The 13,981-nt window shown below is 67.7% G+C and carries 17 protein-coding genes and 2 tRNA genes; 14 read left to right on the top strand and 5 right to left on the bottom strand.

The features are described 5' to 3' along the window. Positions 1 to 718 precede the first annotated feature (718 nt). Both ACIA6C_RS06665 and ACIA6C_RS06660 read right to left on the bottom strand, forming a co-directional pair. Positions 719 to 802 (bottom strand) — tRNA-Arg (locus tag ACIA6C_RS06665). 187 nt (positions 803 to 989) lie between these two features. Further along, complete coding sequence (locus tag ACIA6C_RS06660) at positions 990 to 1,856, bottom strand: DUF4365 domain-containing protein (protein ID WP_399273356.1); 867 nt, start codon at positions 1,854 to 1,856, stop codon at positions 990 to 992. A 941-nt stretch (positions 1,857 to 2,797) separates the two neighbouring features. Here ACIA6C_RS06660 and ACIA6C_RS06655 point away from each other — a divergent pair. After that, positions 2,798 to 3,574: a hypothetical protein gene (locus ACIA6C_RS06655; protein ID WP_399273354.1), complete on the top strand. Its 777-nt coding sequence runs from the start codon at positions 2,798 to 2,800 to the stop codon at positions 3,572 to 3,574. Between the two features lie 478 nt (positions 3,575 to 4,052). Here the strand turns inward: ACIA6C_RS06655 and ACIA6C_RS06650 are convergent, their stop codons facing one another. After that, positions 4,053 to 4,529, bottom strand: a complete 477-nt coding sequence (locus tag ACIA6C_RS06650; RefSeq protein ID WP_399273352.1) for a hypothetical protein — start codon at positions 4,527 to 4,529, stop codon at positions 4,053 to 4,055. 13 nt (positions 4,530 to 4,542) lie between these two features. Next, positions 4,543 to 5,010 carry an NUDIX hydrolase gene (locus tag ACIA6C_RS06645; RefSeq protein WP_399273350.1) on the bottom strand — a complete coding sequence of 156 codons (468 nt, stop codon included), beginning with the start codon at positions 5,008 to 5,010 and terminating at the stop codon, positions 4,543 to 4,545. Between the two features lie 18 nt (positions 5,011 to 5,028). On the opposite strand from ACIA6C_RS06645, the gene ACIA6C_RS06640 reads away from it, so the two are divergent. From ACIA6C_RS06640 to ACIA6C_RS06585, 12 genes are all read left to right on the top strand, one after another. Beyond that, on the top strand, positions 5,029 to 5,811 hold the full coding sequence (locus ACIA6C_RS06640) for a GntR family transcriptional regulator (RefSeq protein ID WP_399273348.1): 783 nt from the start codon (positions 5,029 to 5,031) through the stop codon (positions 5,809 to 5,811). 139 nt (positions 5,812 to 5,950) lie between these two features. Then, positions 5,951 to 6,292, top strand: a complete 342-nt coding sequence (locus ACIA6C_RS06635; protein ID WP_399273346.1) for a hypothetical protein — start codon at positions 5,951 to 5,953, stop codon at positions 6,290 to 6,292. 2 nt (positions 6,293 to 6,294) lie between these two features. Further along, the gene (locus ACIA6C_RS06630; RefSeq protein WP_399273344.1) at positions 6,295 to 7,653 is read left to right on the top strand and encodes an FtsK/SpoIIIE domain-containing protein; all 1,359 of its coding nucleotides are present in this window, start codon (positions 6,295 to 6,297) and stop codon (positions 7,651 to 7,653) included. A gap of 78 nt (positions 7,654 to 7,731) precedes the next feature. Beyond that, the gene (locus tag ACIA6C_RS06625) at positions 7,732 to 8,397 is read left to right on the top strand and encodes a DUF2637 domain-containing protein (RefSeq protein ID WP_399273342.1); all 666 of its coding nucleotides are present in this window, start codon (positions 7,732 to 7,734) and stop codon (positions 8,395 to 8,397) included. Between the two features lie 12 nt (positions 8,398 to 8,409). Next, the gene (locus tag ACIA6C_RS06620) at positions 8,410 to 8,601 is read left to right on the top strand and encodes a mobile element transfer protein (protein WP_399273340.1); all 192 of its coding nucleotides are present in this window, start codon (positions 8,410 to 8,412) and stop codon (positions 8,599 to 8,601) included. An 18-nt stretch (positions 8,602 to 8,619) separates the two neighbouring features. After that, the gene (locus ACIA6C_RS06615) at positions 8,620 to 8,778 is read left to right on the top strand and encodes a hypothetical protein (protein WP_107087187.1); all 159 of its coding nucleotides are present in this window, start codon (positions 8,620 to 8,622) and stop codon (positions 8,776 to 8,778) included. A gap of 23 nt (positions 8,779 to 8,801) precedes the next feature. Further along, on the top strand, positions 8,802 to 9,116 hold the full coding sequence (locus ACIA6C_RS06610; RefSeq protein ID WP_399273338.1) for a SpdD protein: 315 nt from the start codon (positions 8,802 to 8,804) through the stop codon (positions 9,114 to 9,116). A 92-nt stretch (positions 9,117 to 9,208) separates the two neighbouring features. Then, entirely contained in the window at positions 9,209 to 9,757 is a 549-nt protein-coding gene (locus tag ACIA6C_RS06605) for a GGDEF domain-containing protein (protein WP_399273336.1), read from the top strand. Between the two features lie 89 nt (positions 9,758 to 9,846). Continuing rightward, positions 9,847 to 10,032 (top strand): hypothetical protein, encoded by a 186-nt coding sequence (locus ACIA6C_RS06600; protein ID WP_399273334.1) that lies wholly within the window; start codon positions 9,847 to 9,849, stop codon positions 10,030 to 10,032. 47 nt (positions 10,033 to 10,079) lie between these two features. Beyond that, positions 10,080 to 11,501 (top strand): replication initiator, encoded by a 1,422-nt coding sequence (locus ACIA6C_RS06595; RefSeq protein ID WP_399274505.1) that lies wholly within the window; start codon positions 10,080 to 10,082, stop codon positions 11,499 to 11,501. 11 nt (positions 11,502 to 11,512) lie between these two features. Next, positions 11,513 to 11,686 (top strand): AlpA family transcriptional regulator, encoded by a 174-nt coding sequence (locus tag ACIA6C_RS06590; protein WP_209523141.1) that lies wholly within the window; start codon positions 11,513 to 11,515, stop codon positions 11,684 to 11,686. Further along, entirely contained in the window at positions 11,683 to 13,056 is a 1,374-nt protein-coding gene (locus ACIA6C_RS06585) for a tyrosine-type recombinase/integrase (protein WP_399273332.1), read from the top strand. Before ACIA6C_RS06590 ends, ACIA6C_RS06585 begins: the two co-directional genes overlap by 4 nt. Positions 13,057 to 13,267: 211 nt before the next feature. Here ACIA6C_RS06585 and ACIA6C_RS06580 read toward each other — a convergent pair. Next, positions 13,268 to 13,339: transfer RNA gene (locus ACIA6C_RS06580), tRNA-Arg, on the bottom strand. 105 nt (positions 13,340 to 13,444) lie between these two features. Between ACIA6C_RS06580 and ACIA6C_RS06575 the strand changes: the two genes are divergently transcribed. Further along, positions 13,445 to 13,915 carry a response regulator gene (locus tag ACIA6C_RS06575; RefSeq protein WP_366082774.1) on the top strand — a complete coding sequence of 157 codons (471 nt, stop codon included), beginning with the start codon at positions 13,445 to 13,447 and terminating at the stop codon, positions 13,913 to 13,915. Positions 13,916 to 13,981 lie beyond the last annotated feature (66 nt).

Raw genomic sequence — 13,981 nt, 5'->3', positions numbered from 1 at the left:
TCTTAACACCGTGGCCTTTACCGAGGCCAGAGACAGCGAGGTGCGTCAAGCGGAGGTGACTGATGTGTGGCCCTGAGAGCCCTGACTGCCAGGTACGGGATCCGGTGCGTTCGCGAGGACAGACAAGGCCGCCGGCCTGAGCTTCAGGGAAAGAGTCCCTCTCCCGGCGCCGACACTCCACGGTGCCCGTTGTCAGTCGTCCTTTTGGGGCTGCTCCTGGCCCTAGGGTGCTGTGTGGGTGAACGGTGCGACGCAGCAAGAGGCGCTGGCGGCTTTGAGCGACGCCATGGTGGACGCTCAGCTGAAGAACAGTAAGGAGTTGGGTACGCGTTCTCGCACGTACCGGGTAGCTGTACGCCTTCTCTTGACCCAGGTTCTGGTGCTCGTCCCGGCGATTGCTCAATCCTCAGCGACATTGAGGCTGGTATCCGGGAGTGATTGGCTCCCGAGGCAGCACTGCGCCAGCCACAGCGCCTCGTGCTGCCATCCCTCAGCCTGAGCGCCCCGCCGCGAGGCATCCGTCCTGACTCGGAGACGACCGATCTGGCTGGTTCATCCATCAAGCCCTGCAGTGTCAGACCCTGCGCCGAAGCCACCGCGACTCACACGGGGAGTTGCGTAGCAACGACAAAGGCCCGGACTCAGTGGGACTGAGTCCGGGCCTTCATGCTTGGCACTTCAGCTGGTCAGCGGCGTGATCGCGCTGTCTCTGCTGGAGTGCCCCCGGCAGGATTCGAACCTGCGCACACGGCTCCGGAGGCCCCGTGAGTCTCGCGTGTAACAGCAGGTCAGGGCTCTAGGCGAGTCCAGCATCTTCGTGCCCGTCCACAAATAGACCGCAGGCACCCTGCCGCCAGCTGCTGTCGCCCGAGAGTGCAGTTGATCCACCCGTAGCCCTCCATCTGAGGCTCGGTGAGGCGCTTCGGGCGTCGGCTTCGTTACGAGTGCTTGGCGCGTGCCGCTTCGACCGGTGCGGAGAGCTGAGCGCGCTAGCTTCTGTGCACAGTCAACTGCCGTGGCCCTTCCGCGGCGAATTGATCTACCAACAGGAACGCTTGGCCTAGATCATTTAGTGTCAGCTCTAGCCGGTAGAAATCTACCTCGCCGGAGGGGTTCATATATGGATGCAAGGCTCCCCAGTCATCGCGTTCATACGGATAATCATCGTATTCTGCGTCGTCGTAGGTTTCGGCGTGCAGGCTTACATTTGCCCAGGCGAAAAGTTTCGGAACTACTTCAACGTAGCTGGACAACCCAAGGTAGACAGTCCAGCTGGCAAGTTGCACGGGATCGTTTCCATCCTCATTGTCTACGCCCAGAGCAATTGTGCCGCGGCCCGATGTTTTGTTGACCCATTCCTCAATGTCGATCACTAGTCGCGTACCATCGATCAACATTTTCATCCATGGCCGGGCAAGCCTTAGTTCGCGAATGCGGAGAGTGTAGGAGTCGCCCTCGGCGGCTTGGCTTAGCGGAGCCCTGGCTTCCCTGTCGAGCACTTGGGTCTCGGGAACCAGCAACTTCCAGCCTCCGCGGGAAGTTTCGATGAGCGTTTCTCGGTTAACTAGCTGCCAGTAGCAGCGCTCTCTGTCTGGGTGGTAAAGCACTATTGCGACAGGCAAGGAGTGATTGGTCCAATACCTGACATGCTCGGCGTCTGGTCGGAACCACCATCCGTCTGGGCTTGGTTCCTTGAACCAGCTGGAGCCGCTCTTGATCTGCAACGCAAGTAGCCGGCCTCTAACCAGATCTGCGTCAACGACCTCGGCATGCGCGTCGATGCCGTAATCCTCTGTCGGCTGCTCACGGAAGAGCCAACCTAGCTTAGCCTCGACCGCGAGCTGTGCCTGCGTCACGCCGATGCTGGCTATTTTAGCGGACGGCTTGCGATGCATCTTTTATCCGTTCTCCCTCGTGGCTTTCACGGTGTGTCGGTCTTGTCGCTTGGCCGGATAGTCGCGTGAGTGTGAGGTCACGCTCGCTCACTGTGCGCGCCGAGGTTCCAGGTGACGGCATCTATCCTTCCGGGTATAGCCACCGGGGACCCCTGTGCTAACAGAATTCCAGAAGGGTTCAGATTCCCGGAAGTGCCCACCCCCTGTATGCCACTCGACTCCCGGATATGCGTAACGTAGAGACTGTAGAGCTGCCGAGGCGAGGCCACACCGCTTATACCCCTCGTAGGCGTATGGCGATTCCACCCAGCCAATCTGACACGGCTCGCAGACCACGTACTCGACCTCGAAAGCGAGATCAGAGTCGTAGTAGGCCGCCCGGATGCGCCAACCCGTTCGCTCGTAGGCACCAGCTGGCCGGTCGACCCAGGGTTTCGGCGGCGTGGCAGCCCTGTCGAGGCGGTAGGACTCGGGGTATGCCCACCGCCGGAGTCGGTCGCGCCAAGTCGGCTTGTCGGGCCACTCCAGTACCCAGTGCACGTTGTCGGCGAGTTGTGCCAGACCGCGGACCGCGGCTGTCTCTGCCATGGATCGCCTCCCGTATCTTCCGAGCGATTGGTTGGCCTGCCCCATGGTCAGCCACTAGGCCGGTGAAGACCAGCGTGCGCTGCGCGCTCCACACGCTTTCCAAGTCTGTTTGCCCAGCTCAGGGACATGTCCGAGCTCGTTCGCCTGCGTTCATGCGCGCTCTAGGGCTGACGGTGCGGAGCCTGGTGGGACTGCCTGAACGGGTGCGGACGAAGCTGAATGAGACGGAAACTGAGACGGTCTACGGGGCGCGGGTGCAGCTCTCGTGGACAAAAGTCTCTCGGTGGTTGAGCGCTCTCAGTATGCTGCCGCGAGTGTCGACTCCTGAAGAAGCACCCGAGCTGCCAGAACCTGACGCCCAGCCCTTGTCTCGCTGGGAGCGCCTGGGTGCATCGTTGTCGGGAGTCTGCCTGGCCGGCGCCGGGATAGCCGCCGTCTTCATGACCAGTAACCAGGCAGGCTCCGTCGCGCTTCTCCTGGTGGGGGCCGTTCTTCTGATCATGGCTATCAATGGGTCACCGCTCACGCGCGCTCGCTACCAGGACTACGAGCTGCTCATGGCACACCGTAGGCGCAGCCTCGCAGCGACGATCGGGCAAGAGGAGCCACAAGACGCGCGTCAAGCCTTGGAGGTTCTGAACGCCATCGATCCGCGGTCGTCTGATGATCCAGTTGTCGCCCAGGTTTCTGCTGCGGTCTATGAGCGAGAGGTCGCCGAACGACTGGTGAGAACCTACCCTAACGCGGTCCTTGTCGGCGGACCCCAAGACCTTGGCATCGACATCCTTGTGCCAACCCCGAGTGCCCGCGTTGGTGTACAGGTCAAAGCTGGTCGGACCGTGTTGACTAACTACCAGCTACGCCATGTGCTGGAGGCGGCTGTGGATGGAAACCGCTCTCGAAGAGATCCGATCGACGGGTTGTTGTTGGTTACGAACCGACCCCTACCGCAGCAGCTCCACCGGAGACTGCGAGAAGTGGAGACGCTGGGACTACCAATTGGCGTCGTTCGGTGGGTGGATGCTCAAGACGATGAGGTCCTCAGCGCAAAGCTTGATGAGCTGGTCTCTCGCATTGAGAGCACCCGATAAGTGCTGTAACCCAGAGCCCCCCTTGCCGTCGCTCACACCCCTTCCCCGCTGTCATCCCGTCTGCCGTCGACCCACACGGAGTGATAGCGGGGCAGGCTTCTGGGGCCCAGGTGGAGCGCCCTGCTGGACGAACGACCTGGGCCCCAGAAGCCTGGTCTGCTATGGCTTGCCTGGGTCGACGGCAGACGGGATGACAGCCCCAACCGAACCCCACTCGGCCGGCACCCGCGCACGGCGCCCCCGCCATCCCGGAGCCTGAGCGCCCCCGCCGGAGGCATGTCGGTGACCGTGGAACCGGTGGTCTGCGGGAGATCGGCTCATGCCCTTGGGCCTATCCCGTCTTGCAGGGGCGGGCGTCGGCGCAGCGGGGGCGGAGCGGGCCGAAGGCAGGAGCGTCGCCCCGAGCGGAGCCGGGGAGCCCGCCCGGCGGAGCGGAGCGCAGCCGGGTGCTTGATGAAGTAGGGAAACTCTTATCGCGCTACGGGCCTGTGGCTACCAAAGCGGCTCGATTCGCCTCGATGCACGCCGTCAGGTCGGTAAGGGAGCAGTCGATGCCAGCACCCTCGATCGGGGCGAAGTCTGTGACTTTGGATGCATCGGCGTAGTCGGATGGCTCTATGCTCCAGCCCTCGATATGGCTCCAGCCAGCCTGAACGATCGCTGCTTGTCCATCCGACGACGAGACGCGCAGCCACGCCGTGCACTGGTCTGAGAAGTCGTAGGGGAGATAGGTAATGCCGCCCGAACCCACGAGCTCGGCGACCTGCTCTTTCCACTGCTCCAGCAGGCGTCCCAGCTTGGTTCCCAGGCCTGCACCCGCCGCCGTTGGCGACTGGTCGATTGCGAAGTAGTAGGAATCGCATAGGTGCCGATGGGCGCCGATGCTCAACCGGAGATCGTTGTGGGCTCCCCGGCTGGAGGTTCGCTCGAAGCGCAGGGCGAGATCCGCAGTCATGAGCCGTCCCCCGTCAGCGAGCGCCGGTGACGGTTCGGCCGTCGTGGCTGCGGACGTGGGGGCCTGCTTCGTCCAGGGCGTCCAGGAGGCGGATCGCGAAGACTTCGGACATCTGGGCCGAGACCTCTTCCGGGGTGAGCCAGGCAATCGCGGTCGATTCCTCCGAGGTGCGCTCGGTGCCGCCGGAGGGCTTGCAGCGGAAGACCAGGGCGACGATCCCGCGGCTCGTGTTCTTGTAGACCCCGGTCAGTTCGTCGACCTCGACTTCGATGCCCGTCTCCTCCAGGACCTCGCGCCGGACGCCGGCCTCCGGGGATTCGGTGAGTTCGAGGACTCCGCCCGGTAGTTCCCAAGTCCCGTTGTCCGCTCGGCGGATCGCCAGGAGGCGGCCGTCCTCGCGGAGCACTGCCCCGGCTACGGACACGGAGTGCAGTGGCGTTGACTTGGCCTGCGGGGAACCCGTACTCATGTACAGGAGCATAGGAGGAAGAGAAGGGCTATGGGAACCGCAGTGGGAGGTGGCCGAGGAGCAGGGCCGCGCTACGTGCAGATCGCCGACGACATCGTTCAGCAGATCCGGGTGGGAGCACTGAAGGCCGGCGACATGGTGCCGAGTGAGTCCGAGCTGGTGGATCGCTACGGCGTCTCCGGCGGGACGATCCGGAAGGCCATGGTGGAGGTACGGGCCAGTGGGCTCGTGGAGACGCGGCACGGCAAGGGCTCGATGGTGAAGGCCCGGCCACCCGTACGGCACCGGTCCTCGGACCGTTTCCGGCGCGCGCACCGGCATGAGGGTCGGGCGGCGTACCTCGCCGAGTCCGCGCAGTCGGGTGCAGAGGCCAAGGTCAGCGTGCTGTTCATCGGGCCCATGGAGGCGCCCGAGGAGACCGCGGGACGGCTCGGGGTCACCGCAGGCACTCAGGTGCTGGCCCGGCGACGGCTGTACTTCAGGAACGGAACGCCGGTGGAGACGGCGACCTCGTACCTGCCGTGGGACGTGGTGAAGGACATCCCGGAGCTGTTCGCGGAGAACCCCGGCCCCGGCGGCATCTACGCACGGCTTGAGGACCACGGCCACGTGTTCGCCGAGTTCGTGGAGACGCTCCAGGCCCGGCCGGCGACCAAGGCCGAAGCCACCGAGCTGTCGCTGAGCCCCGGCGCGCCGGTGGTGCATCTGCTCCGCGACGCCGTCACCGAGGAAGGCCGAGTGGTCGAGGTCTGCGACACCCTCATGGCCGCTGACCAGTTCGTTTTCGAGTACCGGATCCCTGCGCGCGACTGACGTCCACTCAACTCCCCTCAACCCGCTGCGAGTTTCTCTTCGTAGCGGGTTGACTCATGTATAGGAGTCGGGCACTCTTCTTCATGTCACTCATGTACATGAGTGACGGAGTCCCACCCCTATAGAGGAGTGATCTTCCGTGCGTCAGATCCCTGTCGACACCACCGGCGCGACCGTGATGGTCGCCCAGCCCCCGCAGCTCAAGATGCGCGACAAGAAGACCGGTCAGGTCGCCCAGGACAACGAGACCGGCAACAACCTCATGACCATCGACGTGCTGTTCGTGATGAACGGCAACGCCGAGGTCATCCCCGTGACCGTCGCGGAGCCCGACATCTCCGGCGAGCTGGCCATGGGCACCCCGGTCGCGCTGACCGGCCTGGTCGCCCGCCCGTGGGAGAACGAGTTCAACGGCCAGAAGCGCCACGGGATCAGCTTCCGTGCCGTCGCGGTCACCTCGCTCGCCGCCAAGGCGGGCTGAGCATGACCGCCTTATGGGTCACACCGCTGGTGGTCCTGGCCCTCGCGCTCGTCCTGCGCTGGCTGCGGCCCACCTGGTATTGGTTGACCTTCGGGGTCACCTTCGCGACGATCCGCGTCCTGATCCGCTACCGCTCGGTGATGGACGCCTGCGGGCTCACCGTCCCGCCCTCCCGCTGGCGGCTCGCCCTCGCCCGGGTCACCAACCGCCCCGCCCCCGAAGCCCGCTCGCCGCGCATCCTCCGCCTGCGGCCCACTGCGACCGGCCTGGTCCTGCGGCTGAAACTCCGGCCCGGCCAGGACGCGTTCGACTTCTCCGCCTCCTCCGACCGGCTGCGGCACTCCTTCGCCCTCCACAACGTCGTCTCGCGGGAGATCCGCTCCGGCGTGGTCGAGCTGCGGATGACCGGATACGACGTGCTCAAGCGGGTACGCATGCCTGCGGTCTCGCCCCCCGAGGGGCTCCGGGTGCCGGTGGCCCTGCGGGAGGACGGGGAGGTTCACCACCGGGACTATCGGCAGGTCCCTCATGCCCTCAACATCGGCGCGACCCAGTCCGGGAAGTCCGTCTATCAGCGCACCCTCGTCGCTGGACTTGCGCCACAGAACGTCGCCCTCGTCGGCATCGACTGCAAGAACGGGGTGGAACTCGCCCCGCTGGCGGCGCGGTTCACTGCCCTGGCGGACAACCCGGACGCCGCGGCTGAACTACTGACCGCGCTCGTCGCTTACATGGGCCGCGTCTATCAGCTCATCCGAACCGAGCAGCGCATCAGCGTCGGCCTGCCGGACGCGGAGATCACCGCCGACATCTGGGACCTGCCCGCGCACCTGCGCCCCGTACCCGTCGTGGTCCTGGTGGACGAGGTCGCGGAACTGGCTCTCGCCGCGAGCAAGGCCGAAGAGCTCCGACGGGACCAGATCGTCACCAACCTCGTCCGCCTCGCCCAGCTCGGTCGCGCCGCCGGCATCTATCTGGAGGTCTGCGGCCAGCGTTTCGGCTCCGAACTCGGCAAGGGCATCACCATGCTCCGCGCCCAGCTCACCGGCCGCACCGCCCACCGCGTCAACGACGAGACCTCCGCGAACATGGCCTTCGGAGACATCTCCCCGGACGCCGTCCTCGCCGCCGTCCAGATCGACAAGGACCGCCCCGGCACCGCCGTTGCCGGTGACTCCTCCGGCGGTTGGTCCCGTATCCGGGCCCCGCACACCACGCTCCGCCAGGCCGTGGACACCTGCAACACCCACGCCCACCGCACCCCGAGCATCCCGGAGCTGGACCCCTTCCGGCCCGAACTCCCGGCGCGCGTCCTCGTCGGCAAGGTCCAGCCCAAGGCTGCTTCGGCACCTGCGTTCTGATCACCCTCCCCACCCGGTCGGCGCGACCACATCGCGCCAGGTCCCTACCCACCCCATGCCTGAAAGGAGGTGAAGACCATGACCCGCCTGGTCCGCCCAGACGCCGTCCTCGTCCAGGCCGTCATCGCCGGAGCCCTCTCCTTCGCCCACCTGCACGACCTCGCCGAAGCCGCCGGACAGGACGGCTGGAAGGCCTGGGCCTACCCGGTCAGCGTGGACCTGCTCCTCGTCGCCGCCTGGCACCGCCTGCGCACCCTGCGGGACGCAGGGGAGCCCTCGCGCTCAGCCTGGTCCTGGTTCGCCGTCGCCCTCGCGGCCTCGCTCGGCGCAAACGTCGCCACCGCCGGCCTTCTCGACCTCGGCGACGTCCCGGACTGGCTCCGCATCCTCGTCGCCGGATGGCCCGCGCTCGCCTTCCTCGGCGGAACACTCCTGGTCCACCGGCCTACGACGTCCAGCCCGCCGGAACCCGAGCCTGAGCCCGTCGCAGCGCCGCTCCCGGTGGTCGAGCGGGAGCCCCTGCCGGAACCCGAAGCCCCGCCCGTCCAGGTCCCCGCCCTGCCCGCCCCGGCGCCGACAGCCGAGCCGGCGGTCACCGCACCACCCGCCCTCGTCGCGCACGCCCAGAAGATCGCCGCCGACCACCGCACCCGTACCGGCTCGGACATCGACACCGAGACCCTGCGCGCCCGGCTCGGCGTCCCGCCCCCACTCGCCGAGGCCATCGCCGCCCAACTCGCCTGACAGGAGATCGCCATGCCCGCCCGGATCAACTTCCGCTCGCTCATGAAGATCGGCCCCGTCCAGATCGGCACCTACCGCGACCGTCACGGCCGCACCAAGGACGCCGCCGTCTGCACCAACGACGGCTGCGGCTGGTCCTCCGATTACAGCTCCTCGACCGCCGCCCAGCTCGCCGCCCGCGCCCACCGCTGCCGCGTCAGCTGAACCGAAAGGCCATGCGTCATGGACGTCCCGCTCTGGCTCGCTCTGATCGTCGTCGGCGCCCTCGGCATCAAGCTCATCCGCCCGCCCTGGTGGCTCGTCGCCGTGATCCTCCTCGGCGGCTTCCTCCTGGCGGACAGCTTCCTCGCCCCGGCCATCGACACCGCGATCAACAAGTAACCCGCCCCGGAAGGAGAACGGCCGTGTTCAAGCCCCAGTACCCCCGCCCCGACACCTACACCCCGGCGACCATCCGCCCCACCCCGGCCCCCGTCGAGGACCCCGAATCGGCCCCGGCCCTCGCCAAGACCCCGACCGCCCTCGGCGGTCTGGTCCAGAACTCGCCTGGCACCGCGCTCGCCCTCGCCGCCGGCGGAGTCGCCGGAGTCCTCGCCCTGGCCTCCGTCGCTGTCTCGCTGCTCCTGGCCGTCGCCGTCACCGCGGTCGCCCTGTCCCTCAGCGGCGTCGTCTTGCTCTTCCTCGTCCGGGCCCTGCGCCAGGAGTTCAAGAACCACTGACCGTCCGGTCTCCGAGGGGCGCCACAAGCCACCAAGCATCGCCGCCGCCCGGGGCCCACCCGCCGCCACTTCCGACCGCACGAAGGAGCATCGTGGACACCCAATCGCTCGCCTTATGCCTGCCGTTCGTTGGCTGGGCGGCCCATTCCGCCCTGCTGACCCACCGTCTCGCCACCGCCCGCCGCGACCCACTGACCGGCCTGCGGACCCGGGCCGGATGGACCGTACGAGCCGAGCGGTTCATCCGCCGGCACCGGGACTCCGCCGTCCTCCTCCTCGACCTGGACGACTTCAAGGCTCTCAACGACACCCACGGCCACGCCGCCGGAGACGCCGCCCTCACCGCGACCGCGGCCCGCCTCGCCAACTGGTGTCACCGATACGGCTTGGCCGGACGCCTCGGCGGAGACGAATTTGTCGCCGTGCACCGCCACGCGAACCTGGACGGCCTGGCCGCCGCCCTCAACGCCCCGGTGGCGTACGCCGGTCTCTCGCTGCCGGTCTCCGTCTCGATCGGCTCTTGCCGCGTCGCGGACCTGTCGATCCGCAGCCTCCCGGAAGCCCTCTCCGTTGCCGACGCCGCCATGTACGTGGCCAAGGGAACCCCCGGCCGCCGCGGCTTGCGCAACACCACTCGCTGACCGGCCTCCGGGCGGCGCACAAGCCACCAAGCATCGCCGCCGCCCGGACGGACCGGCCCCTCCCGACCGCAATCGAAAGGACGACCATCATGGCCCAGCCCGACCACACCCCGCCCCAGGTCTGCCCGAACTGCGATGGCCACGCCTCCGTCGCCGTCACCCTCGGCGGCCGCGACCACACCGGCGCCCTGCGCACCATCACCGCCCACTGCCCGGCCTGCCACGGCACCGGCCACCGCTCCACCCGCCGACCCCACCGGACGGTGACGGCGTGACCCACCCCGCGACCCTCGCGGACCTGGACCCCGGCCTCCTCGGCGACATGCTGAAGGTGGCCGGGTCCCCCGGTTACGCCCGCTGGGAAGACCAAATCCGCCGAACGGGCGGTTGCTCCGACCCCATCCACATCACCGGCTGGACCGTCGCCAAGGACAAGACATCCGGCGAGATCCTCCACCGCTACTCGACCGAGAGCGAACCCGGCCAGCGCCTGCGCATCGCCTGCGGCAACCGCCGCGCCTCCCGCTGCCCCGCCTGCGCCTGGACCTACTCCGGCGACACCTACCACCTGATCCGGGCCGGACTGGCGGGCGACGACCGCCGCGACATCCCCGCCACCGTGCGCGAGCACCCCCGCGTCTTCGCCACCCTCACCGCCCCCTCGTTCGGCCCGGTCCACAACCGCCCCGCCGGCCGCCCCTGCCGCTGCGGCAAGCACCACCAAGTGGACGCGCCCGAACTCGGCACCGCGCTCGACCCGTCCACCTACGACTACGCCGCGGCCGTCCTCTTCAACAACCACGCCGGACAGCTCTGGCAGCGCTTCACCACACGCCTCCGCCGCGAGATCGCCGCCTACGCCGGACTCACCCAACGTGAACTGAAGGAAGAAGCCCGGATCTCCTACGGCAAGGTCGCCGAGTTTCAGAAGCGTGGCGCCATCCACTTCCACGCGGTCATCCGTATCGACGGCCCCGCCGGCCCTTCGACCTCGCCGCCATCTTGGGCCAGCACCGAACTCCTGGACCGCTCCATCCGGGCGGCTATCGCCCACCCCTATACCTCGGCATCGGTTCCGGCCGCAGCCGACCAGCCCGCCCGTACGTTCCGATGGGGCAACCAGCTTGACGTCCGTCCGATCAAGGCCTTCGGCGATCACTCCGACATCACGGAGCAGGCCGTAGCCTCCTACGTCGCCAAGTACGCGACGAAGGCCGCCGAGGCCACTGGAGCCTCCGACACAGCCGTGTACTGCCGCATGTGCGGGGGATCGGGCCGCTCCAGCCGGTACAGCAGATCCGCTTCCGCCCTGAGTCGCTGCGCCCGCTGCCACGGCACCGGGCTGGGTGAAGACCTCGCCCAGATGTCCGTCTCGGACCACGCCCGCCGTCTCATGGGGGCCTGCGCCGCCCTGCAACCCCTCTACCCGGACCGCCCGCTCACCCGCTGGGCCCACATGCTCGGCTTCCGGGGCCACTTCTCCACCAAGTCCCGCCAGTACTCCACCACCCTCGGCGCCCTCCGGCAGACCCGCGCCGATTACCGCGCCGCCCAGGAACGCGAAGCCCGCGGCCTCGGCGACATCGAGCCGGACACCGTGCTCGTCCTCGCCTCCTGGCAGTACGCCGGCCACGGCCACAGCCCGGGAGAGTCCGTCCTCGCCGCCACCATCGCCCGGGACATCCAGCTCAACCGCCAGACCGCCCGCGAAGCCCTGCATGACATGGAAGGAGCTGCACCGTGAAGGACGAGCTGATGACCGTTCCGGAAGTCCTGTCCGAGTTGAAAGGGATCTCCCGGCGAACCTTCTACCGGTGGCGTGAGCTGGGCCTCGCACCTGAAGCTCTGAAACTCCCGAACGGCGAACTGCGCGTATGGCGGAGCGACTTTCTCACCTGGCTCCGGAGCCGAGAGGGTGCCGCAGCGTGAAGTCGACCGATGTGCGGGTCTGGTCCATTCGCGTAAAGCCCGGAAAGCGACCCTCCTATGAGGTGCGATGGAAAGTCGCCGGGCAGGCATTCTCCGAAACGCGGAAGACGAAAGCGCTCGCCGACAGCTTCAGGTCCAAGCTGCTTCGTGCCGCTCGTGACGGCGAGGAGTTCGACACGGCCTCGGGCCTTCCCGACTCCATGGCTGAGCAAAAGGCATCGCTCAGCTGGTACGCGTTCGCGTTGCAGTACCTCGCGATGAAGTGGCCTCACGCGGCGCCGAACACCCGTGACGGGATCAATGAGTCATTGACCTCGGTGACGAGGGCGCTACTGGAAGACCGGCCCGGCCGACCCGAGGAGAGGCTGTTGCGGCAGGCGCTGCGCAACTGGGCGTTCGTCCTGCCGGGCCCCGATGATCGGAAGCTGCCGGACGAGATCGCCAACGCTCTCCACTGGGTCGCCAAAGCCTCCCGGCCCCTCGCTGATCTCACGGATCCGGTGGTCGGGCGTGCAGTCCTGGACTCGCTCAAGATCAAGCTCGACGGGACTGCTGCAGCGGCGGAGACGGTTCACCGGAAACGACGGACACTGGTCAACTCCATGCACTACGCGGTTGATCTCGGAGAATTCCAAGAGAATCCGCTGACGGCCGTTCGCTGGCAGAAGCCGAAGGTGGCCAACGATGTGGACCCTCGCGTCGTGGCGAACCCCGAGCAGGCGCGGTCGCTGCTGTGTGCCGTGTCATATGTCGGCGGATTCAAGAGGGCCCGCGGCCGGCGCCTGGTCGGGCTCTTTGCCGGGATGTACTTCGGGGGCTTCCGGCCTGCTGAGGTGGTGGGTCTATCCCTGCCCGATCTCACCCTCCCTGACCGCGGCTGGGGAGAGGCCTTGCTGAACCGGTCACGGCCGAGCGTCGGGAAGCAGTGGACCGACTCCGGGCTGAGTCACGATGACCGCGGGCTCAAGAACCGGCCCGTCGAAGAGATCCGTCGCGTGCCGATCCCGCCCCAGCTCGTCACCGTCCTGCAGGAGCACATCGACACCTTCGGCACGGCCTCGGACGGGCGGCTCTTCTGCAGCGAGGGCGGGGGAGTGGTGTCGTCCTCGACGTACTACCGGGCTTGGCAGGAGGCGCGGGTCCTGGCACTGCCGCCGGCCGCCGTCGCCTCCCCGCTCGCCCGGCGGCCGTACGACCTCCGGCACTCCGCTCTCTCCACCTGGCTCAACGCGGGTGTCGACCCCACCGAGGTCGCGGCGCGAGCGGGCAACAGCGTGGAGGTTCTGCTCGGCCGGTACGCCAAGTGCCTCGACGGCCGGCAGGAGGTCGGCAACCGGCGGATCGAGGAGCTGCTCCGCGAGTACGAGTGAGAGGCGAGGCACCACGGCCCGAGGCCCCTGGGGATTCCCGGGGGCCTTCGTGTTTCCCAGGCTGACCTGGGGAGTTGAGGAGGACTCCAGGCCGCGAATAGGCCGCAGGAGCTGTCACAGGGCTGCGCGGGCTGGCATACGGCTGCACATACGCGAAGACCCCGTCTCAGCGTTGCCGCTGATGGCGGGGTCTTGGGCACTTCCTGCGAAGTGCCCCCGGCAGGATTCGAACCTGCGCACACGGCTCCGGAGGCCGTTGCTCTATCCCCTGAGCTACGGGGGCGTGTCGTTCGCGTTGCGGCGACGGGTTGAACCCTACCAGCTCGCGGGCGGTGATCAGAAACGGTTTGCGGGGGTGGCGGGGGGCGGTCGCCCGGAGGGGGTGGAAGTGGGGAAAACCCGGACGCGGGGGCCCGGGCGGACCTACTCTCGAGTTGTGCCAGGCGCCTCGCGCCGGGTGCTTGTTGTCGACGACAACAAGGTCATCCGGCAGCTGATCAAGGTCAATCTCGAACTGGAGGGCTTCGAGGTCGTGACCGCGAACGATGGTGCCGAGTGCCTGGACGTCGTCCACCACGTGTGTCCCGACGTGATCACCCTCGATGTGGTCATGCCCCGCCTCGACGGGTTCGGGACCGCGGCCCGGCTCCGGGCCGATCCCCGGACGTGCCACGTGCCGCTCGCCATGGTCAGCGCCTGCACGCAGCACGAGGTCGAAGCCGGCGTCACCGCCGGGGTCGACGCGTTCCTCGCCAAGCCCTTCGAGCCCGCCGAGCTGGTCCGCGTCGTACGGCGGCTCGTCGAGCGGCGCGACCGGCGTGAGCGGGAAGGGGCCCCCGCCGGGAGCGGCAGGGGGTGAGCCCGACGGCGCGCAGGCGCTGTTCACATGGCGAAACCCTTCGCATGACGCGGAAGGTTCTCCCCT

This window comes from Streptomyces sp. NPDC051578 (genome assembly GCF_044454045.1).
Classification (GTDB): Bacteria; Actinomycetota; Actinomycetes; order Streptomycetales; family Streptomycetaceae; genus Streptomyces.
Note: the sequence above shows the minus strand (reverse complement) of the source record. Positions and strands in the feature narration are given on the sequence as shown.

Bases quoted from the DNA above. Each gene is read 5' to 3' on its own strand.
- ACIA6C_RS06620 (WP_399273340.1), top strand. From the start codon at position 8,410: ATGCCCGCCCGGATCAACTTCCGCTCGCTCATGAAGATCGGCCCCGTC.
- ACIA6C_RS06630 (WP_399273344.1), top strand. From the start codon at position 6,295: ATGACCGCCTTATGGGTCACACCGCTGGTGGTCCTGGCCCTCGCGCTC.
- ACIA6C_RS06640 (WP_399273348.1), top strand. From the start codon at position 5,029: ATGGGAACCGCAGTGGGAGGTGGCCGAGGAGCAGGGCCGCGCTACGTG.
- ACIA6C_RS06645 (WP_399273350.1), bottom strand. From the start codon at position 5,010: ATGCTCCTGTACATGAGTACGGGTTCCCCGCAGGCCAAGTCAACGCCA.
- ACIA6C_RS06615 (WP_107087187.1), top strand. From the start codon at position 8,620: ATGGACGTCCCGCTCTGGCTCGCTCTGATCGTCGTCGGCGCCCTCGGC.
- ACIA6C_RS06600 (WP_399273334.1), top strand. From the start codon at position 9,847: ATGGCCCAGCCCGACCACACCCCGCCCCAGGTCTGCCCGAACTGCGAT.
- ACIA6C_RS06625 (WP_399273342.1), top strand. From the start codon at position 7,732: ATGACCCGCCTGGTCCGCCCAGACGCCGTCCTCGTCCAGGCCGTCATC.
- ACIA6C_RS06595 (WP_399274505.1), top strand. From the start codon at position 10,080: ATGCTGAAGGTGGCCGGGTCCCCCGGTTACGCCCGCTGGGAAGACCAA.
- ACIA6C_RS06590 (WP_209523141.1), top strand. From the start codon at position 11,513: ATGACCGTTCCGGAAGTCCTGTCCGAGTTGAAAGGGATCTCCCGGCGA.
- ACIA6C_RS06650 (WP_399273352.1), bottom strand. From the start codon at position 4,529: ATGACTGCGGATCTCGCCCTGCGCTTCGAGCGAACCTCCAGCCGGGGA.